This window comes from Desulfovibrio faecalis (assembly GCF_053570625.1).
The window spans coordinates 2,247,964-2,274,360 of the sequence record NZ_JBRBQR010000001.1 but is presented as its reverse complement, the minus strand read 5'-3'; the positions used below and the strand labels follow the sequence as shown (position 1 = coordinate 2,274,360).

Genomic DNA, 26,397 nt, shown 5'->3' with positions numbered 1-26,397 from the left:
ATAATAAATATCATTTAATAATAGTATGTTATAAGTATATAACAACATAACCTGCGAAGCTGATTAGTACGCAAAACAGGGCCGCCCCAATGGAGCAGCCCTGTTATTCTGTATTGTGCGTCCGGTTCTAGCCGGGGCCAAGTTTATTCTTCAATCCAGCTTCTGGCCCGCTCCACAGCGCGGTGCCACTGGTGCAGCAGTTCCTGCCGACGGTCTTCTGGCATGTTGGGTTCAAAGCGGCGGTCAAGTTTCCACTGGGCGCAGAGCTGTTCTTCGCTTTCCCAGAAGCCTACAGCCAGACCGGCAAGGTAGGCCGCGCCAAGCGCGGTTGTTTCCGTAACCATGGGACGCTCAACAACAACGCCGGTGAGGTTGGCCTGGCACTGCATGAGCATGTTGTTACGGCTTGCGCCGCCGTCCACGCGCAGGGTGGTCAGGGGAACGCCAGCGTCTTTCTGCATGGCCTCCATGATGTCGAGGGTTTGCAGGGCAATGGATTCAATCGCCGCCCTGGCAATGTGTCCGCGATTGGTGCCGCGCGTGATGCCCACCATGGTGCCTCGGGCGTACTGATCCCAGTAGGGAGCGCCCATGCCCACAAAGGCTGGCACAAGGTACACGCCGCCGTTGTCCGGCACGGTGATGGCAAGGCTTTCCATTTCGGAAGAATCGCGGATAAAGCCAAGACCATCGCGCAACCACTGCACCACTGCGCCGCCCACAAAAACGCTGCCTTCAAGGGCGTAATAACGGCCCTTGGGCGTTTCCCACGCCACGGTGGTCAGCATGTTGTTTTTGCTTTCGCGGGCCTTGGTGCCCGTGTTGAGCAGCAGGAAGCAGCCAGTGCCATAGGTGTTTTTGGCCATGCCTTCGGTCATGCAGGCATTGCCGTAGGTAGCGGCCTGCTGGTCGCCAGCCACGCCCGCAATGGGCACAGCCTGACCGAAAAATTCGGGGTGGGTCTGAGCCATAACGCTGGAGGAGGGTGCCACTTCAGGCAGCATGGCGCGCGGCACGCCGATGATTTTAAGCAGTTCGTCATCCCACTGGCCGGTGTGGATGTTGAAGAGCAGGGTGCGGCTGGCATTGGAAGGGTCGGTCACATGCGCGCCGCGCTTGCTGAAGTTCCAGATAAGCCAAGTATCAATGGTGCCGAAAAGCAGTTCGCCAGCTTCGGCCTTGGCGCGTGCACCGGGCACGTTGTCGAGTATCCAGCGTACCTTGGTGCCGGAAAAATAGGCATCAAGCACAAGGCCGGTTTTCGCACGAATGACCTCAGCCTTGCCCGCAGCGCGCAGCTGGTCGCAAAAACCTGCCGTACGGCGGTCTTGCCACACAATGGCATTGTATACGGGGGCGCCAGTGGCCTTGTCCCACACAACCGTGGTTTCGCGCTGGTTGGTGATGCCAACGGCGGCCAGTTCGTTGCTCTGCACGTTGGCGTGTTTCAGGCATTCCTTGGCAACATGCGACTGCGTGTCAAAGATTTCATTGGGGTTATGTTCAACCCAGCCGGGCTGGGGGAATATTTGGGTGAATTCCCGCTGCGCAACCTGAACAATGTTGGCGTCGCGGTCAAAAAGAATAGCGCGTGAGCTGGTTGTGCCCTGATCAAGAGACAGAATGTATTTATGAGCCATATAATCCTCCGAAAGCATTGTTGGTGTTTGTTGCCGCAGCGCACAGGGGAAATCTGTACGCCGCAGGCAGCACGGAGTTGCTCAAAACGGTCTAAAGCAGGCCTATGGCCTTGCCCACAACATAGGCAAGCACAGCGCCGACCATGGGAGCGCACACCGGAATCCAGGCATAGGCCCAGTCAGAAGACCCCTTGCCGGCAATGGGCAGCACCGCATGCGCAATGCGGGGGCCAAGGTCACGGGCGGGGTTGATGGCGTAACCGGTGGGGCCGCCAAGGCTAAGGCCCAGAGCCCACACAAGGATGCCCACCATGTAGGGGCCGTAACCAGAAGGCAGGGTGCCATTGTTGGTGTGGAAAATGGCGAAGATGCCAAAAAGCAGCATGAAGGTACCGATAACTTCGCACAAAAAGTTCTGGCCGTAGCTGCGGATGGCAGGCGCGGTGCTGAAGACAGCCAGTTTGAGGCCGGGATCTTCAGTGGGAGCCCAGTGGGGCAGGTAGGCAAGCCAGACAATGGCAGCGCCGGTGAAACCGCCAGCAATCTGCGCCAGCATGGTTGCGAACGCCTGGCTTGCGCCGTAAACGCCAAGCATGGTCTTTGCCAGGGTTACTGCGGGGTTGAGGTCAGCCTGAGGCGCGCCAAGCGCCACCGAAGTAAACACGCCGAGCATGACGCCAAAAGCCCAGCCCGCCGTGATAACAATCCAGCCGCCGCCGTTGCCCTTGGAGTCTTTAAGCAGAACGCAGGCAACAACGCCAGCACCAAAGGTAATCAGTATCATCGTTCCAAAAAATTCACCAAGAAGGTTGGTCATGGGCATATCCTTCACAAGTTGTTGATATAGTGCGAGTCTTACGACTTGCCATCGCCTGTTCCAATAGCTTGCTGGTAAAAATGGGGGGACTGCTTGGCGCAATTTTCCTTTCTGCTTGGATGCCGAAGGCTCTATGATATTTGAATGTCGTTTTACAAAACGTGCGTGTCTGATGCAGATATTGAGCCGGAGCATCACAATTGGTTATATGTTTGTAAGGAATACTAATCCTATATTTGATATATAATGGGATGGAAAAAAGATTGCAAGTACATTGCAATTGTTACAAACAATAAAAATTATCATTATCATAAAGTGAGTTATTCCGATTACCATATTATAAATCTGCCCGAAAAGTAAAAAAGCCGCCCGAAGGCGGCCATGAACAGCGGGAAGAAAAGGTGCATCACCCGTGAGTTTTCATGTCGCGTATTAGCCCTTGCAGTGCAGCCGTTTGCCTGGAGAGGGCATCCACTGCCTTGCTTGCGTGATCCATAGCCTGCGCAGTTTCGGCAGAAATGGTTGCGACTTGCTCGACTGATCTGTTGATTTCTTCGCTGGTTGCCGATTGCTGCTCACTCGCAGCGGCAATTGCCTGGATTTGATCGTTAACATGCTCTACATACTCAAGTATTTGCCGTAGTGCATCGCCAGAGCGGGCAGAGAGCGTGGTTGCTTCTTCAATAGCTGCGCCCACGTCTTCCACATTATCGATATTTTTTCTTGTGCCTTGCTGAATACCGGTGATGGCGTCGCCAACTTCACGGGTGGCTGTCATGGTTTTCTCTGCAAGTTTGCGCACTTCATCAGCAACCACGGCAAAACCACGGCCCGCATCGCCAGCCCGGGCAGCTTCAATGGCAGCGTTGAGCGCAAGAAGGTTTGTCTGGTCGGCAATATCCGCAATAACGTTCATGATCTGGCCGATGGCTTCGGCCTGTTTGCCCAATGCTCCCATATCCTGCTTGATTGCTAATGATTTTGCATGAATGGACTTAATGTTCTCAACCGCAGTGGTGACAATCTGTACGCCTTCAATGGTCTGTTTTTGAGCGTTGTCAGAAACACCTGCTGCGAGTTGGGCATTTTTGGCGACTTCAAGCACTGTCGCATTCATTTCTTCCATGGCGGTGGCTGTTTCGTGCACGCGGTTTGACTGTTCGTCCGCACCACGGCTGGATTGGGTTATCTGCGTAGAAAGCTGCTCCGCTGCGCCAGAGATTACTTCAACCACTTCTTCAAGTTGTTGAGCTGCCTGCAACATGCCTTCTGCCTTGGCTCTTTCAGCCATCAGCTTTGATTGCTGGGCTTCAGCAGTTGCCTTGCGGGCGGCTTCGGCTTGCAGTTCTGCCTCAGCCTGCCGCGTTGAGGCCTGGGTGAAACTTTCGCTGAGCTTGTCACGCATTTCGCGCATGGCGGCAAACAGACCGCAGTTTTTACGGCTGCCGTGCAGGCTCATATCCACTTCGAGGTCGCCGTGGGCGATTTTGCGCGCCACTTCCGCCACATCGGCAGGTTCCGCTCCAAGCTGCGCCATGAATGACCGGATTGTAAAAAATGCCCCAAGCGAGCCCGTGATAATTGAAATTCCGGTCAGAACCCATTGCAGCATCAGGCTTGTGGCAAGCTCGTTCTTTAACGTGCCCAAGTTGTGGCTTGCCACGCCGGTCTGTTCTTCAATAAATGGTTCCAAAGCGGTTGTGAGGGCTTCTGTGGCATTGTCGAAATCTTCCATGAGTTCGTTGCCGGCCTCTATGCCCTGGTTGATGTAAGTATCGGCCATCTTGCGGCCCAGCGCGTACATGGCGTCAAATGACGTGACCAGTGCGGCAAGTTTTTCCTGCGATTTTTTGTTGTTCTCAAGAGCGAATTTGTTTTTGAATTTCTGCGCATGCTCATGAAAGGTATCTGCGGCTTCCTGCGCCTCTTTATAGCCATCTGGGCTGTGCGTTGCGGAAACGTCAGACAGAAATTGCTGCACCTGCACTGTTTGCAGCTTCATATCCGCTGCCAGCATGGCCAAGGGCATGCTTTCATCAGCCGTTGTATCGGCAAGAAGGTCGGCCTGGCTCAGGTTGTGGCGCATAATCAAGGCGCTGAGCAGTATCAGAAAAAAAATGGAACCAAAGCCCAGCCAAAGCCGAGTCGCTACTTTCAACTGCATGTCGCGCCTCCCCCAAAAGTATGAGGTTGAATGGCCGCAAGTGCGGATATAAGTATTGCACAATTATACATATTGAAATTGATATGTTAAACGTGGGAATGATTCTAGCAGCTCATAGCCCACGGAGTCTGGCTCTCCTGCAAAGCTGCTTGGAATGCAGATGGAGCCATTCCAAGCATTTTGGTTATAATCACCCTAATGCGCCTTGCGGACTGTGTCCATACGCCACGGCGTAAAAATATTGCTTATTGGTTTCACCAATGGCGGGATGCGCGCGCAAAAATTGCTGCACCAACGCAAAAGGCCGCCCGGTGATGGACGGCCTTTCACAAAGGACGATTGCACTCAGGAGCGTCAACCCTGATTTTTCATGTCGCGGATAAGCCCTTGCAGCACCTGCGCCTGCTGCGCAAGGCCGTCAACGGCATGCGCGGCATTTTCCATTGTTTGAGCCGTTTCGGCAGAAATGGTTGCAACCTGCTCAACAGACTTATTAATTTCCTCGCTGGCGGCAGATTGCTGCTCGCTTGCCGCTGCAATAGCCTGAACCTGATCATTGACAAGGTGCACAAGCTCAAGAATCTGTTTGAGCGAATCGCCGGAGCGGATTGAAAGTTTGGTCGCTTCTTCAATGGCGCTCGCGCTCTGTTCCACATTCACGATATTTTTTCGCGTTCCGGCCTGAATATCGCCAATGGCACGACCCACCTCCTGGGTGGCAGACATGGTTTTTTCCGCCAGTTTGCGCACCTCATCAGCAACAACGGCAAAGCCGCGCCCGGCATCGCCCGCCCGGGCAGCTTCTATAGCAGCGTTGAGCGCAAGCAGGTTGGTCTGGTCTGCAATGTCGGCAATAACGCTCATAACCTGCCCGATGCTTTCGGCCTGCTTGCCCAGTACGTCCATATCCTGCCGGATGGCAAGGGATTGCGTGTGCACAGACTCAATGCCCTTGACCGCATCGTTGACAATCTGCGCGCCTTCCAGAGCCTGCTGCCGGGTTTGGTCTGCAATGCCAGCAGCCTGCTGCGCATTTTGGGCAACTTCGCGCACGGTGGCATTCATTTGCTCCATGGCCGTTGCGGTTTCGCGCACGCGGCCAGACTGATCGTCAGCTCCGCTGCGGGATTGGTCTATCTTAACCGCAAGATCCTGCGAAGCGCTGGAGACAATTTCAACCACATGTTCCAGTTGGCTGGCAGCGTGGAGCATCCCTTCGCTTTTGGCGTTCTCTGCAAGAGCTTGCGCCTTTTGGGCTTCCACAAGGGCCTTTCTGGCTTCTTCGCGGTCATGTTCCGCTTCGGCCTGAGCGGTAGAAGAAGCCTTGCGGTAGTTTGCCAGATTGTCTGCCGTGCTGTTCAGCGCCAGAGCCAGAGTGCTCAGACTGGCAAAGCTTCCGGCAGCGAGGCGTTCATCTGACTGCTGGGTGCCAAGGGTGGAGGCAAAAGACACACACTGGCGCATGGCGCGCAGATCCCTGTTGGTCAGGAAATATCCTGCGCAATACACCAGACATATGGCAAAAATAAATTCAATCCACATCAGGGTGCGCCGCGATGCGATGTCCTCATTCATTTCAGCCATGGCTGTTTCAGCAAGGGCGGTAATATTTGCGTCAAATTTTTCAAAATGTTCGCGAAAAGCCACGGCATAGGGAGTGGCTTCCTTTTCATAGGTTTTGTAGGTGAGGTAGCGCTGGTCTGCGGGGATATCCTTTAAGGGAGCAACAAGGCTCTGGCCGTTGTTCATAAATGCAATGGCCGCCTCATGGGCCTTGTCAGTCAAGGCTCTGGAGTTTGCAGGCAGCTTGAGGGAGGAGAGTGTGGCAAAGTGCTTTTTAACGGCAGCAATGGCTGTGTCTATTTGCTTGAGGTCTTTGTCAATATCGCTGCCAAGCATGATATTTCTGGTTAATCTGCTAAAATAATTTATATTTTTAGTTATTTCCAGGGCCATGATCCTGCCTGCGATGGCGGTATCGCGGGTGCTGGCGAATTTAATTTCAATATTGTTAATTGCCTGCAACGAAAAGCAAAATAGCCCGGCCATGGCAATGGCCCCGACTGAAATAGTGAGGATAAATTTTCCACGTAACGTATGCAGTATCTGACTGATCAAAATGACTCCTCCGGAGCAGTAGTGACATAGCAGGGCTGATCACAGCGCAATCTGTTGACAAGACACGGTTGCAACAAATGATTGATGTTTATCATTCAGTTACAGGTGATGGTATCAATAGTAGTGTTGCTGCAATTTTATTTTCGGAATTTATGTTACAATGTTTATATTTCATAAATATAAATATTTTTTTCACATGCAAAGACTCGTGCGAAAAACAAATGTTAAAAAATATAACATTCGATAATTTTTGCTTTAAAAATATTGTTATGCTTACTATGGTAATGTGAAGGTATTGTTCGGACAGGAGTGTGTGATATTATTAAAAGTGAACTATCTTGTTTTTGAACTGATTGTTGAAATATTGATTGAGTGTATAGGATATGGTGCTTTAAAAACTGCAAATAAAATCATAATTCATTTTTTATAATATTTTATTGCGCAGATATCACGTAGCAATTTTTTTAATTTTTCTTTGTTTTCAAATGTACAACTCTGTATAAATATGAAAAAAATTTATCATATAAGTAAATATCCTTAATATTATCCAGCTTGATAGGCATATATTCTATTTCAGGATAATTTCTATAGTTTTATTTCACATAAAGACTGTTGCTTTTAGCTGTATTTGTATTATTAAAAATTCGTTTTTATTTGTTTGTTGGTGACAGTATTTGCAGAATATATGATTTATTGCAGATGGTTGTGCATAAAGTTAAAAAGTGTTGGAACAGATATTGCTAATGATCCCAGGCAGGCAAAAAAAGTAAAATCTGGCAGTTAACGAGATGGCCATGAACGCACATAGGCTTATGAGTATTTTTCGGTTTGACACGATCAGGGGACGCATTCGCGCCTATACCATTGCCATTGTCTGCATTCCAATTATCATTGCGGCTCTTTTTTTTATTTTTTTTCAGCAAGAACGCCTTATCGAGCATGAAAAAAATCAACTTTCTGAAATTCTCAGTCAAAATAAAAATACAATTGAAGCGTATGTGGACGTGTGCTTTCAGGATGTTTTATTTTTGACAAAAATTATTAAAGCGCACAGATCAGATATGGAGACTGCTGCAAAAGAATTTAGCGATTACGATGAAAGCCACACAGGCATTGCGGCAGCCGTATTTGTCAATGCACAGGGGATTTCAGAAATTGACTCCATGGGCAAACCCGGTTTGTACGGCGGTGACAGGTATTACTTTAAACAAGCAATGATGGGCCGCCGTGCAATTACAACAGGAATCAAGGGGCGTGTTTCCGGCAAGGCCGTGTGCATGTTTTCAATGCCAGTGACTAATCAGGCTGGAGAATTTGACGGGGTCGTATTTTTGTCCATTCTCGTTGGCGAGCTGGACGCTTGGCTGCACGGATCTTTTGTTCCAGATAAACAAGGGCTGATACTGTGCGATGCCCAGGGAAACATACTTGCACCCCACACTGTGGTTGCAAGCAACGCAGACGATGCTGCAAAACAGGTTCCCTTGCAGCTCATGCAGCTTGGCGAAACTGTTCAGATTTTTGTGAATGATCAGGGCGTGCGCATGCTCGGCGCTTCCGTTACTGTAGGGAGCGGTGGCTGGCGGCTGGTGTATTTTCGATCAGTAGAGGAAATTATTGCAGGATACAAATGGCTTACGATTTTTGTTGGTCTTGGATCGCTCTGCGCCATATTGTTCATGATGCCATTGATGCTGCGTTTTAGCCGCAGCATTGAAGCTCCTCTTGAGGAGCTAACAGCCTATGCGCTTGAGCTTCGTAAAAATAATTACGAGGCAACAGGGCAATTGTGTGACCAGAAAAATATGCCCAGCGAGCTCAGAATCCTGTTTGACGCATTTACTGTAATGAGTTTCAGGGTCGCCAGGCAGATTAAAAAGGCCGAGGCCGTGAGCCTGAAAGATGCGCTCACAGGCCTGCACAACCGCCGTTTTTTGCAGGAAATGGGCACAGAATTTCTTAAAAAAACGCATTCAGCAGGCCAGCAGTGCGCTTGCCTGATGCTTGATATCGACCACTTTAAAAGTATCAATGACACCTTTGGGCACAATGTGGGCGATCTGGTTTTGCAGCACACAGCGCGGATAATCAATGCCGGCGTACGCAGTGCAGACCTCCTTGTGCGCTATGGAGGCGAGGAGTTTGTGGTTCTTGTTGCCTGTACGGATGCCCGGCAAGGTGAAGAACTTGCCCATCGCATACGGCATGCAGTGGCAGCGAACCCCTTGTCGCACGAAGGCAACAAGCACACGTTAACAATAAGTATTGGTGTGGCGGTATGCGCAGATATGGCAGACACGGTGGAATCGCCAAAATCCGCCGAGGCGGCGCTGGCAGTCATGCTGATCCGGGCGGATAAAGCCCTGTACGCTGCCAAGGAAGCTGGGCGTGATGCCGTGGTGGTTTCAGGCTAAGACGGCAACCATAAGATATGCGTTGGGAACGCTGCGCGAATCAGGCCAGCCCTTTTGTTAATCAGCATCCTGCGTTTTATACAGATCAAGCGCCGGATGGCAGGCAGGTTTTGCCGCTGATTTTTTGAATAAGCTTGTTGAGCGCGCCCGCCTGTAATGCGAGCTGTTCCACAGCTGTTACAGACCGTTCCATTCCGCTGGTTGTTTGATCTGCCACACCGCTGACTTCATTCAATACCTGATGGACTTCTTCACTGGTTGCCGACTGTTCTTCAACTGCGGTCGCAATGGAGCGCACCTGATCAGTGGTTAATCCAGCCAGTTCCAAAATTTCATACAATGCTATGCCGGATTGATCCGCTAGTTGCGTTGCTTCTTGCACGGCTAGAGCGGCATCTCCCATGCCTTCAGCGGTCTTGCCAGCGCCAGATTGAATGGCGGTTATGGCAGAGCTTACTTCCGCAGTTGCTCGCATCGTTTTTTCTGCAAGCTTTCTGACCTCATCGGCAACCACAGCAAATCCACGTCCGGCTTCACCAGCACGGGCTGCCTCGATAGCGGCGTTCAAAGCCAGAAGGTTGGTCTGATCGGCAATATCTGTGATGACATCCATGATCTGCCCGATGTCGGCGACCTGATCGCCCAGGCCGCTGATATCTTTCTTTAAAATGTCTGTTTGTCCTTTCACGCGGCTAATTGCAGCAACCGACTGCTGCACCGTGGCGGCACCTTTCTTGGCCTGCTGCATGGTTTTGTCTGCCTGCTGGCTTGCGTCGGAGGCATTTTGGGCAATCTCCACAGCTGTGGCGTTCATCTGGCTGATGGCCACAGCGGCCTCAGCCGTACGGACGTGCAAGGTGTTCATGCCCTTGCTCGTTTGCTCTACAACCGTTGAAAGTTCTGCTGCTGCCGTTGAAACCTCCCCGGCAATGGATCCGGCCTGTTCAGCTGTCTCGCAAATAATCCTGTTTGAGGTAAGCAGTTTTTCCTCCTGCTCCCGGAGTTCCGTGAGGACCGTGAACTGGACAAAACAACCAATAAAAGTTGCTGCCGGATCATATATGGGGGTGGCATCAAGTTTTATAAAAAATGCTTTGCCTTTTGTATCGTGACCTTCAAGTGTGCGGCCAGGGTTTGCCTGTTTTTCTTTGAGCGCTGTAAGTATGTCGCCTGATATTTCTGGATTGTGGAGGAAAAAATTTGTTACATGAGTTCCAAAGTGCGTGTCGGCCCTTTGTTCCATAGCCAGAAAATCACACAAGAGCTGATTCAGATATGTGATGCGGCCTTCCTGATTAACCACCAGGCAGGGAGTAGCAACGCCGCCGAGTATCCCCTGCACAAATCCAAGTTTTTCCTTGAGAGCCGTAACCATTGCTTCGAGGTCTTGTTTCAGTTGATTAAGTTCGGCTGTACTGCCGTCAGCCTTAAGAATTGCATGGAGATTGCCCGCCGCTACCGCGTTGCTATACAGCACCATGCCCCTGATGGTGCGCGTAATGCCGCGACCCACCAGATATGCCAGCAGCGAGGCCAGTACCAGCGCAACGCCCGTTGCCAACAGCATGGTTGCGCGTTTTGCTTTATAATCACCGATGCGCACAGCAAGTAACACATCCAACTCAGCGGCGCACACCTCCCAGTAGCGAAATGCTGCATTAAATGCCTTTTCGCCTGCGGCCATAAATTCATTCTGAGGTATTGCTGCCCCAGCCGAAATGCTGTTGAGCATGGTAATAAAAGGTTCTGTGGCCGCCTTGTAGCTTTCAAGCGCCGTTTTAAGCTTGGGCGCAAGCGAAGGACTGACCCCATAAAAATTGGTTCTTCCGGGTTTTCCGTGGGTAACCCCTGTCAGGAACTGGCCGGGTAGAGGTTTAGACCGCCACAGAAGAAGTAGATGGCTGTCTTGAAATGCTCCCGGTTCCTATAACCGCAAGCCTTCCTCTTGATGGCCATGATCTTGCTGTTGAGGCCCTCGGCCACGCCGTTGGTGATCCTGTGGCGGCAGAAGGTCAGGATGTTCTCAAGATGTCTCTGAATCAGTCCGCCCACTTTGCGCATTGGGGCAAGATCTGACCTGTTCACCCAGACCAGCCATCGCTTCACAAAACGTCTGGCCCATCCCGTGCTCAGGTACTTCCAGACGTCGTTCAGGCTTTCCTTCATGGCCCAGGCCTTGGCCACCTTGAGGTTCGCTGTCTTCAAGGCCTCCAGGGCTGGCCGGTGTTTGTCCGGCAGATTCTCCTCCCGGTATAGCCAGAGGAATTTCGTGCCCTTGAGTCGATGGTCATCCTGACTTGTGAGTTCGCGGTGCTCTTGCTTGCGTACCCGGTCCACAGCCTCGCCTACGTGTTTCATGACGTGGAACCGATCGTGAACGATTTTCCCCGCCGCGTCCGGCACATGTTTGAGCGTAGCTTTAAAATAGGGCTCCCACATGTCCATGGCCACGGCCTTGATCCGCTCCAACTGCGCCTTGGTGAACTGAAGGTAGTACCCCTCAAGGCTTTCGGCCTTACGCTCGTCGGCCACATACTCCACCGTGCTGCCGATCAGATCACAAACCACGGTCACATAGTCGTGCCCCTTGCGGAATGCCTTCTCGTCAACGCCAAGATACCGCGAGGGATTCGATTGCTTGCGCTCCCGGCCCCGGCGCACCGCCCTTTCCATGACACCCCATGCTTCGTCCCAGGTGATGCGCAGGATGCGCCGCGCTCCTGTTACGGTGGCGCACTCGGTCAGCACGTCGATGATCAATCGCTCCATCAATATGGTGAAACGTGCCTTGGACTCGGCCCAAGGCACGTTGACCTGAAGGACGCCATGCTCGGGGCAGTCCACTCGGGGAATCCGAGCATGCAGGAACGTCTTGAACTGGCACGTGTCCAGATGGCGCCAGACACGAGGCTCGGCATGGTCGCGGCAAGCCAGCTCTCGACCACAAGTAGGGCAAAACCAGCGAACACCAGGACCATGCTCCACGCGGATGTCTACCCGACCTTCCGCCGTGTCCAGTTCAACAGCCTCAACAAACCAGGGCTCGGTCAGCCCGAGAATCCGAAAATATAGGTCCGTATCCTTCATTGGTGCCCTCCGGGAAGGACATTAGCAGATCAGCTACCCACGGAAAACCCGGAAGAGCCTAAAAATTGGGGTCTTCGTTCAGGGCCGTCTGAGTGTCAGCCAGAATGCGGGAATAGTCGGACTCCTGAAGCATTGCAGCCATCGTGTGGAACTGGCGCCGTTCGTTTTCTCCAAGTTGGGATCCGAGCAGGGTCGCGTTGCCAAAATCAAGGATTGACGCGATTCTGCGCTGGGTCTGAGGCAGCGTGAGCAGGGTCATATCCATTGTGTAGTAGCTGTCCAGGTCCGGATCAAGAATCAGATTTGAGGTGTCGCCGCAGTGAGTAATCATGCCCGAAACATCTTCCATCAACTGGGCAAGCCCCTCTTTGAACGCGGCGGCATCATTCTTCCTGCTTTTCAGCTGCGCCCACCGATCTGCAACGTCGCCTGGAAAAAGGTGGGAGCGACCACGAATTTTCAGGCCATCAGCGGTGAATTGCAGGTCAGATCCATGCAGCCTGTTTGCCGCCTCAAGTTCGGCAAATGCCTGATCAACCTTGCGCTGGCCATCTGGCTGTGTTGTTTTTGGCAGATACTCCAGCAGATTTTCCAGTGGTCGTTGAAAAGAGTTACCCTGGGTTTCCAGACTGCTGAAAGAGATTTGCGAATTGATGTTGGATACAGAGATGTAAAGCAAAACGCCCAGAGGCAATACAAAGGCTATTCCAATAGACGTCAACTTCCCGGAAAGTTTGATGTTTCTTAAGGCCATGATAACGGTGCTCCAGAGTAAAGTAACCACACCATTCTGCCTGTGGATAAGCACTGGCAGAACAGTTGGGCATCAAGTTCAAAAAACGCGGAACAGGCAGAATCGTACATTGAGCACGTACGTATCTTGTTGCGCAGCATTTTTTGAAATGTTCTTTAATCTGCCCTGAAAGGGGGGAGGAGCAGAGAACGACTTATTGGCACAAACGCTCTGGCGCACTGTAACACGTATAATTGTGCACACCGCCGCATCAGGTCCAATAAAGTTCACCCAACTCCGGGGGGAGGAGCTCTGGAGTGGCAAATCGTATATAAACTTGCTGAATTCTTTTATCCCAAGTTGTATATGTTCTGCAAGTACTAGTGCCCTGGCGTGCGTGGCGGAATCGGATTCAGAAAATGAGGGCAGTACTAATGGTACTGAACGCAAATGATTTCTATAAAACTAGTGTGTCTTTAGTAGATAGCTAGTGTACTCTCTATTTTTATAGAAATTACCCTGAAATGATGGCGTTCAGATGGTGGAGATGCGCCAACAAAAGTGTCCTTGTTGGCGGTAAACAGAGCGCCATACTCTTGGGAGCAAAGCCCAAAAGGGTTAATTCTCTCTTGCCTTCTCCTCAAAATAATCTTTTAGCGCCACAGCATTATTTATTTCTGTAGCTTTGGCGGCGTAGAGCAGTATCACGGTCGGATTCTGGCGGAGAATGGTCAGCATCTGCGCAACAGCAGATGAGGCAGCATCAAGCTCGGCGAAATAGCGCTTCTTGAATTCTGGCCATTTGGCTTCATCGTGGGCAAACCACTTCCGCAGGTTGTCTGATGGGGCGATATCTTTAAGCCACACATCCCACAGGGCGGCGCTTTTGGAAATCCCCCGGGGCCATAGCCTGTCCACAAGACCCCGTATTCCTGCTGGCTCGGCATCGTGTGCGTATACGCGGCGCAAAATAATATTCATGGCATCAACTCTGTCTGGGTGTGGCGACATTGCTAAGATTGCGCAGCGCAGGGGGCAATGCAAGTCAAAAAGTTTGTGATTTACTCGGTAGAATCCTTCGCCTGCAATCAGCTGGATGAAAAGAGCTTTGAGCCGTGTGGCCCACGGTGCGACATGGTTGTGAGATTATACCGGTGTGATGTGAATTTGCGGCGCTCTGCGCCGCGCTCAAAGGAAAATTCCTGGAATGATTATATAAGTTGACAGACCCGGCGGTTCAGCGTAGATACACCTTTCGCGTCGGGATGTAGCGCAGCCTGGGAGCGCACTTGAATGGGGTTCAAGGGGTCGAAGGTTCAAATCCTTTCATCCCGACCAGAGATTTAAAGGGAATTCATGGAAACATGAATTCCCTTTTCTCGTTTCTAACGGCTGTTTTTCCGCTTTCTATCGGCAAAAAACCAGATTCCCCTGCCTGTAAGTATAAAAAATCCGTCTTTTTTACTTCATCAGGCATAATTTGTGCCAAAAACAGTTACCTGACTGTTGTCGTCAAGAAAAAAAAGGAATATGCAGAAAACAAACCTGTTTTTTTTGGCAAAACCAAGGAGGGTCATCATGTTTAAGCGTCTCATGCTTGCATTGGTTCTGTCCCTGGCACTCGCGGCTCCTGCGGCTGCGGAAAACACCGGCGTTTATGGCGGCTTAAAATTTATTGATTCCATTCAAAGCACTGGCCCGTTCTCTTTGAGCGGGGATGTGAAGGGGCTTGGCGTTGGTCAGTATTCGCAAAACACCGTTGGGGGCGGTATTTTTGTGGGGTACGACTTTTATCCGCAGTTTCAGGTGCCCATGCGCACAGAACTGGAATATGCCATACGAAGCAATATGACCAAGACCTGGGATCAGCGGATTAATGGCGGCACGGCTTCGTTTAAGGGCGAGTGGGGCGTGCAGACGCTGTTTGCCAACGCATATTGGGACTTCCACAACTCCACGGCCTTTACCCCCTACCTTGGCGGCGGCCTCGGCATGGGATTCATCAAGACCAAGTACACTGCGGATGTTGACGGCGATGGGGATTCCGGCAGCCTGACGCAGTATGATACCGTTTTTGCATGGAATCTCGGCGCGGGCTGTTCCTATGCCTTTACGGAAAACATCTCGGCAGATCTGGCCTACCGCTTTGTGGGGCTGGGCTATACCGACATCAGCAAGCGCGTTGACGACAACAAGGTTTCCATCGGCAATACTCCGTATGCTAATGAATTCAGCCTTGGCCTGCGCTTTACGTTCTAGGCATAGGGAATAGCAAACTGTCAGCTAGATTAGTGGGCCGGGGATTTCTCCGGCCCTTTTTTGGGACGAAAATTCTCTACCAATGAGGCTGTTCAGTGGTAGCCCTGATAAGATAATCCGCTGCGACTATGTTACCGTAGTCAAGTATGGGTAAGTATATTCACATCTTATCAAAATATAAGTATTTATTACATTGCAAATATATGAATCACTGGAAATTTTTCAAACAATGGAAATGTAATTATACTTAACAAGTATTTAGTGCTTCTACACCGTTCCTAGTGGCAGAGGGCTTTAGCATTTATGAATTCGTATTATCCTTGTTTTTTAGGCAAAAATTTGATATATTATAAGTAGTGAATCTCGATGCACTGCTAATTCTGATTTTTTTCTTCTATCGGAGTGTATAAGAGGGCATTGTTATGGATAAAAAATTACCATCTATCATTCAAGCAGAGCAGGCTTTATCAGAAGAATTCGCACTAAAACAATTTTTGCAACTAGGAGAGAAGACACCAGAACTTGCTGATATAATAGGTGTTCTTGAAAATAGGGAGCTCAAATTTAAAGAAATATTTGAAATTCCAAAGATCTTTGATAAATTTGACTCTTTTTTTAATCCATTAGGTTGGCATGCACATGACTCTGTAGACTTAGAAATTATTAAGAAAGCTATTTTATTAGCACAACAAGATGATTTTTCAAGTGCAGAGAGAATGCTTGAAGAATACTATGTTGAAAACTTGAATATGTTTTGCACGCTGCTTCATGGACTCCCTACATATTTTGAACGAGAGCATATAATTGAAAAAGCAAAGGAACGTTTCTTTGCTGAAGATTATATATCTTGCGTTCCTCTTATTCTCATGATGGCTGATGGATTTAGTAGTGATATGCTAAATAAAGGTGTTTTTACTGAAGGAGCTCAACTAGATGCTTTTGATTGCTTAGCATCAAATGATGATGCATTTAAAGAATTCATTAGTTATATAGCAAAAACACGCCGCAAGCTTTCTACAGATCAACTTTCAATGCCATACCGTAATGGGATCATGCATGGGCTTGATGTCGGCTACAACAACAAATTAACAGCTGTTAAGGCTTGGGCACTTCTCTTTACTCTTCGAGAAGTATTGATTCGAAAAAAAAATGAACGATCAGATAAATCAAAATTTGAAGCACAGCAGCAAAAGAAAACTGATGAATTCTATGCATATATAAAGAACCCAAGAGAATATATTACTAACAATATCAAAATGGTAGATTCTTTTTATAATTGGTCACCGCAAAGGACTAAGGAGGAATGGGCATCTATTCTACAAAGCGGAGATGTGTCTAATTGTACCCCTGAAACACCTGACGGTTGTCTGACTTCCTTTCTACGCGCATGGCAAGCAGGTAAATACGGAATAATGGCACAATTGATTCATCTACCGATAAATACTTCAGTAAGGAAAGTTGCAGGCGATTTACGAAATGCTTTATCCAACAGACAGCTTGCAAATTTTACAATTAAATTTATTAAAGAAACGCGTGGAGGGATAATTTTCGAATCTAAACTTTACATAGAAGAGGAAGGGAAAGGGAACTGGGAAAGAGAGATTGGGTTTGTAGCGTGCAATTACTTGGAGAATCAAAAAAATTTCTTATCCAATAAGCAAGGGGTTTGGAGACTTGACGATATAACTATTTCAATCCTTTGTTATCTTCGCAGACCGGATGAGTTAACTACTATTGTCGCTGATAAGGTCAAATCCTAATAACGCATTACATATTTTAACGAAAAAAGGGAATCCATGTTTCCATGAATTCCCTTTAAATCTCTGGTCGGGATGAAAGGATTTGAACCTTCGACCCCTTGAACCCCATTCAAGTGCGCTCCCAGGCTGCGCTACATCCCGACGCGAAAAGAGTAACTACGCGGAACAGCCCGGCCTGTCAACATTTTTGCAACATTATTTTGCATTTTTTAAGACTAATCCCACAAGCGGTGGAAGATACAGGGTGATATCCCCCTCATACCGACCCGGCAGGGGAGCAGTAAAATGCTCTGTTGGCGGGCTTTTTACCGCCAGATTGCCATGCCCGGCAAAGCGGATTTCGTCAGACGAAAGCAGCTCCCCATACTTGCCGGGGCTTACTGCAAAGCGCAGGCCCTTTTGCGCCTCAAGCTCATGAAAGTTGAAGGCAAAGAGCAGTTGCCCGCGCTCAAAGGCCAGCAGGCGCTTTTCTTCATGTATAAAGCGGAACATGGGCGGCTGTGCAAAGTCCTCAAGGTGGCTTTGCACAAGGGCGAGCATCTGCCTGTCCCATGAGGCCAGGGAGTGATATTTCAGTCCCGGGTCGTCCGCCAGCCGCCATTGACGGTGCGCTTTTTTTTCCGCATCCAGCCATTCGGGATGCCCGAATTCACAACCCATAAAGTTCAGGTAGCCCGCATCTGCCGTTGCCAGCGTTATAAGCCGCATGAGCCGATAAAAGGCCAGCCCGCGCGATATGTTCCAGCTCTCGGCCTTGTTGCCCATATGACCGTACATGGCATCGCCCAGCAACCGCCAGATCATGGCATCGCTGCCGTTGATATGCTGGTCGTGGCATTCCACATAGCTGATGGTGCGGTCGTAGGGCCGATGGTTGGTCATTTCATACCACAGGCTGCCCATGTCGCGCGGCTCTTCAATGCACTTTGCCCAGTAATCAGGAATACCCATGGCGAAGCGGTAATCAAAACCAAGGCCGCCTTGCTCCGGCGGGCAGGTCAGCCCCGGCATGCCGGAAAATTCTTCGGCAATGGTCATAGCTGATGTAGTAAGCTCATGCGTGAGGGCATTGGCAAGGTTGAGATACAGTTCCCCGTTCACATCTGCGCGGGGCAGGCCGTTTTTGCCGTAAAAGCAGCGCCCCACATGAGAAAAATCGTCATCTTCGCCAAAATCCGCATAAAGCATGTTGCCCACGGCATCAAAGCGGAAGCCGTCCACGCGGAATTCTTCCAGCCAGTAGCGGCAGTTGGAGAGCAGAAAACGCCGCGTTGCCTCCTGGCTGAAATCAAAGGATGGCGTTCCCCACTGGTTTTGCTGCTCGGTAAAAAAATATCTGCTGCCATCGTACTGCGCCAGCCCTTGCTCCGTATTGGCGCTGGCGTGGCCGTGGGGCACATCAAGTATAACCGCCAGCCCCAGGCCGTGCGCGGTGTCCACAAGCTCCTTGAAGCCGTCCGGTGTGCCATAACGCGAGGACGGCGCAAAATAGCTGCTCACCTGATAGCCGAATGATTTGTACAGCGGGTGCTCCAGTATGCCCATGAGCTGCACCGCCGTATAGCCATCGGCCTTGATGCGGGGCAGAATGTCGCGGCAAAAATCCGCATAGCTGCCCACGCTGTCGCCCATGTGCGCCTGCGCGGATTGCGCCATGCCCACATGGGCCTCGTAAATACGGGGAAAGGCTTGCCGGGCAGGGCGGCGATGTTTGAAGCGGTAAGGTTCATCCGGCAGCCACAGGCGGGCGCACCATTGCTCCGGCACTGTCGCGTTCTGTTCCACCCAGTTGGCAAAGGCTGGTATGCGCTTGAGGGCCTTGCCGGGGTGCTGCGCGTCCTGCGCTTGCGCGGGAACCAGCCGCAACTCCACGTAGGTGCCGTGTTGCAGGGCATCGCCGGGCAGTTCCAGTTCAAAAATGCCGTCTGCACAGCGCTCAAAACGGTATTTGGCGTGGCGCTGAAAGTTCAGTTTGTCAGTGGTGAGCCACAGGCTTTCGGCATTGGGCATGTATTCGCGCCAGCGCCATATGCTGCCTGCGGGTGTTGTGAGGCGGTGAGCGCCAAAGGTGAGGTGCTCACCAGCGTAGGCGCGCAACGAGCCGTGATGGGTGCGTATGCGCTCAATTTCTGCCATATAGGCATGGGTGCGGCGTTGAATGAAGGGGCGGTACTGCTCCAGGGCTGGGTCATCCAACGGACTGCCGGGAGAAGCGGAAGGCATGGCGGATCTCCTGTTTATGGTTGCCCGAAAGCGGCGGGCGCAGGCTCGTCATGCATTGCCCGTCCGACCCGAGAGCCGGACGGGCACAAGGGCCATTGCTGGCCCGGAAGCGTCAGTTATTTGCAGCAGGCGCGCCAATCCTTGGCCGAAAGTTCGGCAAGGCATTCCACCAGAGCCTGAGTGCCCTTGCTGCCCTGGCCCTTGGCCTGCATGATGCGGTAAAGCTGGTCAGCCAGGGTGATGCCGGGCAGCACAAGCTTCATGCGGCGGCATTCGTCAAGGCAGAGGCCCAGATCCTTGATGAAGTGGTCGATGAAGAAGCCGGGGGCAAAGTCGCCCTTGAGCATGCGGCGGCCAAGGGTGTTCATGGCAAAGCTGCCGCCGGAACCCGCAACCACAAGCTCCATCCACTTGGCAACATCAAGGCCTGCTTCCTGCGCAAAGAGGAAGGATTCGCAGGTGCTGATCATCACGCCAGCAATGGCGGCCTGATTGGCAAGCTTGCCCTTCTGACCAAAGCCCGCGCCGCCGCAGTGCAGAATGTTGGTGCCCATCTTGTTGAAGCAGGGCAGTACACGCTCGTAAGCCGCGTTGTCGCCGCCCACAAAGATGGAGAGCTTGGCATCGCGCGCGCCCACGTCGCCGCCGGTAACAGGGGCGTCCAGCGATTCGCAGCCCTGCTTTTTGGCAGCAGCGGCAATGCGTTCAGCCAGCACGGGGCTGGAGGTGCTCATGTCGCACACAATGCCGCCAGCGGCCAGGCCGCGCAGCACGCCGTTTTCGCCCAGCGTCACTTCTTCCACATCGTGGGGATAGCCCACAATGGTAAAGACCACGTCAGAGGCTTCGGCCACGGCGCGGGGGGTGTCGGCCCACTTGGCGCCCTTGGCGAGCAGAGGTTCGGTCTTGGCCTTGGTGCGGTTATATACGGTCAGCGGCCAGCCGGCTGCCTGAAGGTGCCCAGCCATCGAAAGGCCCATCACACCCGTGCCAATCCAGCCAATACGCATTTTGTCAGCCATTGATTCTCTCCTTTTGTCTACTGAAAACGGCGTTCAAGGATTGCTTTCTGCATGGCCTCGCGCGAAACGGTTTTGTTTTTGCGCACCGCGTCCACGTGGAGCCGATACAGTTCAAGGTTTCGATGCATGTTCTCATTGAAGGGGTCATTGCCGCTGAAATCCTTTGCAAGGGATGCATCTGCGGCAGCAAGAACTTCGGGAGCAAGCAACGCGCTTTCTTCTACCTTGCTGCGGTAGAAGGTGAGGGACTTTTCAATGCTCGTATCAAGCATCACAAGACCCCTGTTCGCAGTATCCAATATCTGCTTGAGCTTTTCAAGGGCCGCACCCTTGGCGGAAGCCTTTTCACGCTCCATACTTTCGATTTGCGTTTTCAAACTGTTACGTCTGCTGGAGTAATTTCTTAGGGTTTCGATCATATATACGCCGGTACGCAGCAGCGATTGCGCTTCAAGCTGCTTCTGGCGTTCCAGCATGATATTGTTTTCCTTGATGGTATTGCGCAGATCCTGAAGATTCTTGCGGGAGGCCTCATCCGGCGCGGCAGCCAGCAGGCGGTCGAGTTCATCAAGGGGATTACGGGCGGTTTGACCGTCCTGCGCCAGCGGGGCCAGTTTCTCGCCAGCCTTGTTCCATTCGGCGGTCAGTTCCTGCGGACGCCCGCCGCCGGGAGTATTGATACCCGATATTACGGGGCGAAAGCCCAGATCGCGGGCGTGTGCGGGGCCGTCTGTGAGAAAGAAGGGCATTTCTTCCCTGCGGCCCGGCAGAATCTCCGCATCGCCAGAGAGGAAGGAGCCGCCCTTGCGCACAAAGCCGCCAGCAGAGCCGTGCAAACGGCCAGCCATTGAAAAGCGAAAGGCATCCAGCACCATTTCCGCAGCATTGCCAGCGGTGTCATAAATACCAAGCGGATTGGGCTTGCGCGAGCCAATGTTTGCCATGCCCTCGGCCCGTGCACCCTGTTCCGGTCTGTAAACGGCGTAGTCGGCCTTGCTCTCCCCAGTGGGCAGGGCAAAAAAATCCTCCTGCAACAGCAGCTGGCTGCCAGCAGTCTGCCCGCCGCGCGCGGCGTATTCCCATTCCGTTTCTGTGGGCAGGCGCACAAAGCCCACGTTGCGCTGGTCGCCAGCAAATCGCGGCAACGAATCGGGCGCGTTCTGCAAAAGCCATGTGGTGTAACGGCGGGTAAAGTCCACGGCATCATACCAGCTCATATCCGTAGCGGGACGGGCCGCGTCTGCGCCAGGATTTGCCGTATCCGGGCAGGCATTGTCCATCACGGCATGCCATTGCAGGTTGCTCACTTCGTATTTTGCCACAAGATAAAAGTAGTTCTGCCCCTGCGGAGCTTGTTTGCGCCAGGCGGTGGGCAGGTCTTCAAGCGTAAAAGCGCCGGAAAGCGCAGTGTTGTATCGCCGGTCATAAAAAGCCCTGTCCTGATGTGCGCTGTCGTCCACACCGGGGCGCATGGGCATATCCCACAGCAGGCCCTTGGCGGGCACTGCCACCAGCTTGAAAACCATGCTCAGACCGCAGGGCATGGGCAGGATGATGTCGTTATCCGCCGGTTTAGGATTATAGGCGTCAGCCGTGCTCACATCGGCCTTGCGGGCCAGAGCCGCCAGAGCGGATTGCGAGGCGCAGGGGGCAAAAAGCAGGGCGCAGCACAGAGCGGCGGCAAAGCTCCATTGCAAGGGCGCGAGATTGCGGATGCGCAGATCAGATTTCACGGATAACCTCCGAGGGTTCAACGCGGGCAGCTCTCAAGGCTGGGGCAAGGGCGGCCAGCAGGGCAAGCCCGGAAACTAGCGGATTGCGAGGCGCAGGGGGCAAAAAGCAGGGCGCAGCACAGAGCGGCGGCAAAGCTCCATTGCAAGGGCGCGAGATTGCGGATGCGCAGATCAGATTTCACGGATAACCTCCGAGGGTTCAACGCGGGCAGCTCTCAAGGCTGGGGCAAGGGCGGCCAGCAGGGCAAGCCCGGAAACTGCGGCAAAGGCCAGCGCAAAATGCTCCGGCAGCAGGAGACATACCTGCTCCATGCCGGTAACGCTGGCGCTGAAAAGCTTGTTGATGGCAAAGGCCGCCACCCCGTACACCCCGGAGGCCAGAGCCGTACCCGCAAGGGCTGTAAGCAGGGACTGCGCCAGAGGAAAGACCATCAGCTTGCCAGTGGTAAAGCCATGAAGCCGCAGCAGGCCGAGGATGCGCTCCTTACGTTTGATGCCAGCCAGTACGCTGCTGGCGGTGGAGGCCAGAAAGCCAATGGCCGTTGCCGCGCAGATGAGGGCAAATATCAGATTGAGGGCGCGGGCAAGCGCCGTAACCTGCTCGATTTCTTCCGCATGGGTGTACACATCAAGCTTTTGGGCGGCAAAGGCTTCCCGCAGTTGCATCACATGGTCCAGGCTGCGGGCGTACAGGCGGAATCCGGGGTAAACGCGCTCGCCCTGCGGGCGGGGTTCGCCTGTCCAGCCGTTCTGCGCGCCCAGTTCGGGCACAGCGCGGCCATCACGGTAGTCTTCCGTAGCTTCCATGAGAGGCAGCGGCACGTAGGCCACATCCTTCTGCTGAGCCGCCAGAGGCAGCACTGCCGCCACGCGCAGGGCCACGCGGGCAGTCTGCACCTTGCCCTGCAAGCGCCGTTCAACCTTTCCATTAAGGGTGTCGCCCTGTTTGAGGTGCAGCTTTTCCGCCGCTGAGGAAGACAGGGTTACGCCAACGGCTTCTGTATCTGGCATTTGCGGCATGGTCGGCACCGCAGCGCCAAAGCGCAGCAACAGGGGGTCGCCCTCTGCGGTCGGCTCCAGCGAGGCCACCAACACAGAGCGAGCATCGCCATTGCCCGCGCTCAGATCCATGGTGGCGGCAATGGAGCGAGTGCGTGGCAGCACAAAGGCCACATCTGGATGGGCTGCCAGTTTGGCAAGATATTCAGGCGTGTATCTGCCGCTTATGACAGGCGAAATCTCAAGATTGCGGGGATCGTTACGCAAGCGCTCGGTGAGGGTTTGCACCACTCCGAATTTTACGCCGTAGAGCACCAGCAGGGGAGTAAGCACTGCTGCCAGCCCAAGCACGGCGCAGGCCGAGAGCAAAAATTCGTGCCAGTAGTCCTTGCAGGCCAGCCGCAGCATGGTTGTCCAGGTATTCGCCGCCATGGTCAGGCCGCCCTCCCTGTCCAGTTAAGGATGGACGCGCTACCGCCCTTGTCCTGCTCCACCCGTACCGGCGCGAGCACAAATCCGGCCTGACGCGCCTGCTCAAGGTTGTGCGTGACCATGACCACAGTGATGCTTAACTGGCGCGCCAACTCAGCAAAAAGCCGCAGCACGTTGGCCGCATGGCCGGGATCAAGTGCGGCAGTGGGTTCGTCCGCCAGCACGACAGATGGCCCGTGCGCCAGCGCCGAGGCTATGGCGACCCGCTGGCGTTCACCTACGGAGAGCGTTGCCGGGTAATGCCCCAGCAAGTGCCCGATGCCAAGCCGATCAACAATGGTAGTGATGGCCTCCTGACGCTTGGCAAGGGTGCCAAGGCTCTTGCAGCGAAGCACAATATTTTCCCGCGCGCTTAAAAATGGCAGCAGGCCGCCTGTTTGCAGCACATAGCCAAGATGGTGCAGGCGCAGCAGGGCCAGAGCGTCGGTGCCGCCACTACGCCACGCAGCCAGAATATCCGTGGAGGCCCCGGCCTGCGGGCTGAACGCAAAACTGGCGGCGGCACTGGCGGGATGGGGCAGGTTGCCTTGCTTCGCCTCGGTCGGCTTATGTGGCAGGGCAAAACCCTCGGGTGTCATATCCGGGCTGAGGGCGCAGGCCAGCATATCCAGCGCGGTGCTTTTGCCGCAACCGCTGGGGCCAACAAGAGCCAGCAGACTGCCACGCGGGACGTCAAGCTGCTCTATGCGCAGGCGAAAGCCTTCGTCTCCGGGCCGGGTTTTGCCAATATTGCGCAGGCTGAAAACCATGTCGGACATTAAAACTCCAAGCATTGCGGCGGGCCGCAGACTTTTGCTGTTGCCCGTCTGCGGCCCCATTGCGTGCCCGTTTGGGCCAAGACCATGAAAAATTCTGTTTCCTGCCTGGGGAAGGGAGCCTCTTATCAAGGGCGTTCAACCTGAATAAAAAGGCTATCTGGCGCAGGCAGGGGACACAAAGCCCTAGGGCAGCATGCTCAGCGGCACACGGTAAACCCAGTCGCCGGGGTTGGCCTGACCGAAGCTTTCCCAGTTGGCGCGGTCGCGGTCATATTCCTCATAGCGGGCAAGCCGGGATTTGAGGCGGTTGATAAAGGCCGTCTGCTCGCCCACGCTCATGCGGTACCAGTCTTCCTCGCGCAGCAGCATGACGTCGCTCTTGTAGGGCAGACCGTCCAGAAATTCGGAAAGCACGCCAAGTTCGGCCAGATTCTTGCCCTGCGTGGGCATGTTGGGATCGCGGGCCATACGGGTGGAGGCAGAAAGCACACCCTGGAAAAAGTCGCGCGCGTCAGTCTTTTTGGTGCGCTCGGCATTGTCGATGATGGCCTTGAGCTGGGCGCTCAGGTCGTTGAGCTGGTTCTTGGTCAGCAGCACGGCAACGTCAACGCAAGGGGTCTGCCTGCTCTTGGCAAGCTGGTTCAGATCCATGTCTGCAATCCAGGAATTTACCACGGAAGGCGCGGCATTTTCACGCGCCTTGCCGAGGTATTCAAGCTGCATGGCATAGCCGAGGGTCGCGGCCAGATTGGCGGCCTGATCCTCCGCTGAAGCCGTCTGCGGCTTCTCGTCCTTGGGCTTGGTCATGATCTTGCCTTCGGCGGTGTTCTTGACCATATCGAGCATGCCGGTGGCGAGGGTCTTGGTGATGGCGGCAAACTGCTCCGCACCCTTGGCGGGCGTAGGCGCGGACACAACCAGATAGTTGGAGCGGTTGCCCGAAAGCTTGCTCAGTGCGCGGTAGCTCTGCTCCGCATAGGCGTGGTTGGCGTTGCCGCCGGGGCTTTTGAGATGCAGGGCGGTAATCCAGATGCCCTTTTGGCGGGCAAAGTCGTTGACTTCGCTCGGGCCCATGGCAATAGAGGCGAACTTGTCGCCGCTTTTGAGCGGGCCAGCATCAGTGATCAGCAGGATAAGGCGCGAGGAATAGTCGCCCCAGTTCAGGCCTTCCACGGCCTTGTACACGCCAGCCAGCGAATCCTCGTTGAAGTCATGGCTGGAAACCTTGGCTTCCTGCACTTTTGAAAGCTTGTCTTCAAGGCTTTTGCGGTCTTTTGCCGTGGCAAAATCGCTCACAACCTCGGTGGTGTATTCCAGACCGGGCGTAGCCTTGGTGCTGCTGCGAAAGGCCACAACGGCAAAGCCCACGTTGTCGGTCATGTGATCTTTTTCAATCTTGTCGTATATCTGCCGAACCACATTCAGGCTCTGGTCGATATAGGGCTTCATGGAAATGGTGGTGTCGATGACAAGGGCAATACCGGTCTTGGGCGGGCCGTTCTTGCCGTCTTTGTTCTTGCCGTTGCCGGGGTCAATGGAGGCCACCCGCAGAAACTTGACGCCGTCAAAGGGGTCTTTCATGTCCAGTATGGGCATGAGATAAAAGCGCTTTTCAGACACCGCGCCCTGCGCGTCCGCAGGTTCGCTGGCAAGGATGGGCATGGTTTCCGGCGCGGGCTGGTTGCTCTGCCGCAGGCTTGCTGCCTGCGCTTCAAGGGCATCGAGCCTTTTTTCCATGTCTGGAGCGGAACACAGCTCGTTCAGGCCTGTTTCCGTCTTGAAAAACAGCACAGGATCGCGCCCGGTGCGCGGCGTAAACAGCAGGGTGAGCGACTGGTTCCAGTCCGTAGCCTTGGCGGCTTCCATCCAGCCCTCGGGCTGCGCGGTGGAAGCACCAACCTGAATGTACGCGTCCTTGCGGTCATAGACGTACATAACCGTAAAGGGCACCACACTTTTGCGCACCACGGCGCCATCGGCCTTTGGCTCGGCCAGCAGGGCCGCGCCGGGATGGCTGACCACCCGCTGGAACAGCGTTTTTTTGCCCTGCTGCAACAGGGGCGCGGCAGAAGCGGTGGAAACAGTGCCAGCAAGGCAGACGCCAAGGCCCAGCACCAGCAGGGCTACAAGGCAGCAACGGCGAAACAGGGGCATGCAATGCATAGTGAACTCCTCGCG

Annotated in this window: 18 protein-coding genes and 2 tRNA genes; 4 read left to right on the top strand and 16 right to left on the bottom strand. The window is 53.3% G+C overall.

The genetic code is table 11. The features are described 5' to 3' along the window. Nucleotides 1–143: 143 nt before the first annotated feature. From glpK to ACUZ79_RS10035, 4 genes are all read right to left on the bottom strand, one after another. Nucleotides 144–1,640: a glycerol kinase GlpK gene (gene glpK / locus ACUZ79_RS10050; protein WP_449251500.1), complete on the bottom strand. Its 1,497-nt coding sequence runs from the start codon at nucleotides 1,638–1,640 to the stop codon at nucleotides 144–146. A gap of 91 nt (nucleotides 1,641–1,731) precedes the next feature. Beyond that, nucleotides 1,732–2,457: an MIP/aquaporin family protein gene (locus tag ACUZ79_RS10045; protein WP_240824271.1), complete on the bottom strand. Its 726-nt coding sequence runs from the start codon at nucleotides 2,455–2,457 to the stop codon at nucleotides 1,732–1,734. Nucleotides 2,458–2,863: 406 nt separating this feature from the next. Then, nucleotides 2,864–4,621, bottom strand: a complete 1,758-nt coding sequence (locus ACUZ79_RS10040; RefSeq protein WP_449251499.1) for a methyl-accepting chemotaxis protein — start codon at nucleotides 4,619–4,621, stop codon at nucleotides 2,864–2,866. Nucleotides 4,622–4,975: 354 nt separating this feature from the next. Beyond that, nucleotides 4,976–6,520: a methyl-accepting chemotaxis protein gene (locus ACUZ79_RS10035; protein ID WP_240824273.1), complete on the bottom strand. Its 1,545-nt coding sequence runs from the start codon at nucleotides 6,518–6,520 to the stop codon at nucleotides 4,976–4,978. Between the two features lie 1,031 nt (nucleotides 6,521–7,551). Here ACUZ79_RS10035 and ACUZ79_RS10030 point away from each other — a divergent pair. Beyond that, the gene (locus ACUZ79_RS10030; protein WP_449251498.1) at nucleotides 7,552–9,153 is read left to right on the top strand and encodes a sensor domain-containing diguanylate cyclase; all 1,602 of its coding nucleotides are present in this window, start codon (nucleotides 7,552–7,554) and stop codon (nucleotides 9,151–9,153) included. A gap of 85 nt (nucleotides 9,154–9,238) precedes the next feature. Here the strand turns inward: ACUZ79_RS10030 and ACUZ79_RS10025 are convergent, their stop codons facing one another. From ACUZ79_RS10025 to ACUZ79_RS10010, 4 genes are all read right to left on the bottom strand, one after another. Beyond that, the gene (locus ACUZ79_RS10025) at nucleotides 9,239–10,885 is read right to left on the bottom strand and encodes a methyl-accepting chemotaxis protein (RefSeq protein WP_449251497.1); all 1,647 of its coding nucleotides are present in this window, start codon (nucleotides 10,883–10,885) and stop codon (nucleotides 9,239–9,241) included. 119 nt (nucleotides 10,886–11,004) lie between these two features. Then, the gene (locus ACUZ79_RS10020; protein WP_096152604.1) at nucleotides 11,005–12,240 is read right to left on the bottom strand and encodes an ISL3 family transposase; all 1,236 of its coding nucleotides are present in this window, start codon (nucleotides 12,238–12,240) and stop codon (nucleotides 11,005–11,007) included. 58 nt (nucleotides 12,241–12,298) lie between these two features. After that, nucleotides 12,299–12,994, bottom strand: a complete 696-nt coding sequence (locus ACUZ79_RS10015) for a hypothetical protein (RefSeq protein ID WP_449251496.1) — start codon at nucleotides 12,992–12,994, stop codon at nucleotides 12,299–12,301. Nucleotides 12,995–13,591: 597 nt separating this feature from the next. Beyond that, on the bottom strand, nucleotides 13,592–13,954 hold the full coding sequence (locus ACUZ79_RS10010; RefSeq protein WP_449251495.1) for a DUF488 domain-containing protein: 363 nt from the start codon (nucleotides 13,952–13,954) through the stop codon (nucleotides 13,592–13,594). A gap of 280 nt (nucleotides 13,955–14,234) precedes the next feature. Between ACUZ79_RS10010 and ACUZ79_RS10005 the strand changes: the two genes are divergently transcribed. The 3 genes from ACUZ79_RS10005 to ACUZ79_RS09995 all read left to right on the top strand — a co-directional run bounded on the left by ACUZ79_RS10005 (nucleotide 14,235) and on the right by ACUZ79_RS09995 (nucleotide 16,992). Further along, nucleotides 14,235–14,311: transfer RNA gene (locus tag ACUZ79_RS10005), tRNA-Pro, on the top strand. 240 nt (nucleotides 14,312–14,551) lie between these two features. Continuing rightward, a complete protein-coding gene (locus ACUZ79_RS10000) occupies nucleotides 14,552–15,232 on the top strand; it encodes an outer membrane protein (protein ID WP_449251494.1) in 681 nt (226 codons plus the stop codon). 422 nt (nucleotides 15,233–15,654) lie between these two features. Further along, a complete protein-coding gene (locus ACUZ79_RS09995) occupies nucleotides 15,655–16,992 on the top strand; it encodes a hypothetical protein (protein WP_449251493.1) in 1,338 nt (445 codons plus the stop codon). A 64-nt stretch (nucleotides 16,993–17,056) separates the two neighbouring features. On the opposite strand, the gene ACUZ79_RS09990 is transcribed toward ACUZ79_RS09995, so the two are convergent. From ACUZ79_RS09990 to ACUZ79_RS09955, 8 genes are all read right to left on the bottom strand, one after another. Continuing rightward, nucleotides 17,057–17,133, bottom strand: a tRNA-Pro gene (locus ACUZ79_RS09990). Nucleotides 17,134–17,187: 54 nt separating this feature from the next. Continuing rightward, nucleotides 17,188–19,215, bottom strand: a complete 2,028-nt coding sequence (locus ACUZ79_RS09985) for an alpha-amylase family glycosyl hydrolase (protein ID WP_449251492.1) — start codon at nucleotides 19,213–19,215, stop codon at nucleotides 17,188–17,190. A 116-nt stretch (nucleotides 19,216–19,331) separates the two neighbouring features. Then, entirely contained in the window at nucleotides 19,332–20,237 is a 906-nt protein-coding gene (locus tag ACUZ79_RS09980) for an NAD(P)-dependent oxidoreductase (protein WP_192111745.1), read from the bottom strand. 17 nt (nucleotides 20,238–20,254) lie between these two features. Beyond that, nucleotides 20,255–21,970 (bottom strand): SUMF1/EgtB/PvdO family nonheme iron enzyme, encoded by a 1,716-nt coding sequence (locus tag ACUZ79_RS09975; RefSeq protein WP_449251491.1) that lies wholly within the window; start codon nucleotides 21,968–21,970, stop codon nucleotides 20,255–20,257. 17 nt (nucleotides 21,971–21,987) lie between these two features. Then, a complete protein-coding gene (locus ACUZ79_RS09970) occupies nucleotides 21,988–22,152 on the bottom strand; it encodes a hypothetical protein (protein WP_449251490.1) in 165 nt (54 codons plus the stop codon). Beyond that, nucleotides 22,142–23,401 (bottom strand): ABC transporter permease, encoded by a 1,260-nt coding sequence (locus tag ACUZ79_RS09965; RefSeq protein ID WP_449251489.1) that lies wholly within the window; start codon nucleotides 23,399–23,401, stop codon nucleotides 22,142–22,144. Before ACUZ79_RS09965 ends, ACUZ79_RS09970 begins: the two co-directional genes overlap by 11 nt. Before the next feature lie 2 nt (nucleotides 23,402–23,403). Further along, entirely contained in the window at nucleotides 23,404–24,219 is an 816-nt protein-coding gene (locus ACUZ79_RS09960) for an ABC transporter ATP-binding protein (protein ID WP_449251488.1), read from the bottom strand. A 183-nt stretch (nucleotides 24,220–24,402) separates the two neighbouring features. After that, the gene (locus ACUZ79_RS09955) at nucleotides 24,403–26,382 is read right to left on the bottom strand and encodes a vWA domain-containing protein (protein WP_449251487.1); all 1,980 of its coding nucleotides are present in this window, start codon (nucleotides 26,380–26,382) and stop codon (nucleotides 24,403–24,405) included. Nucleotides 26,383–26,397: the final 15 nt, after the last annotated feature.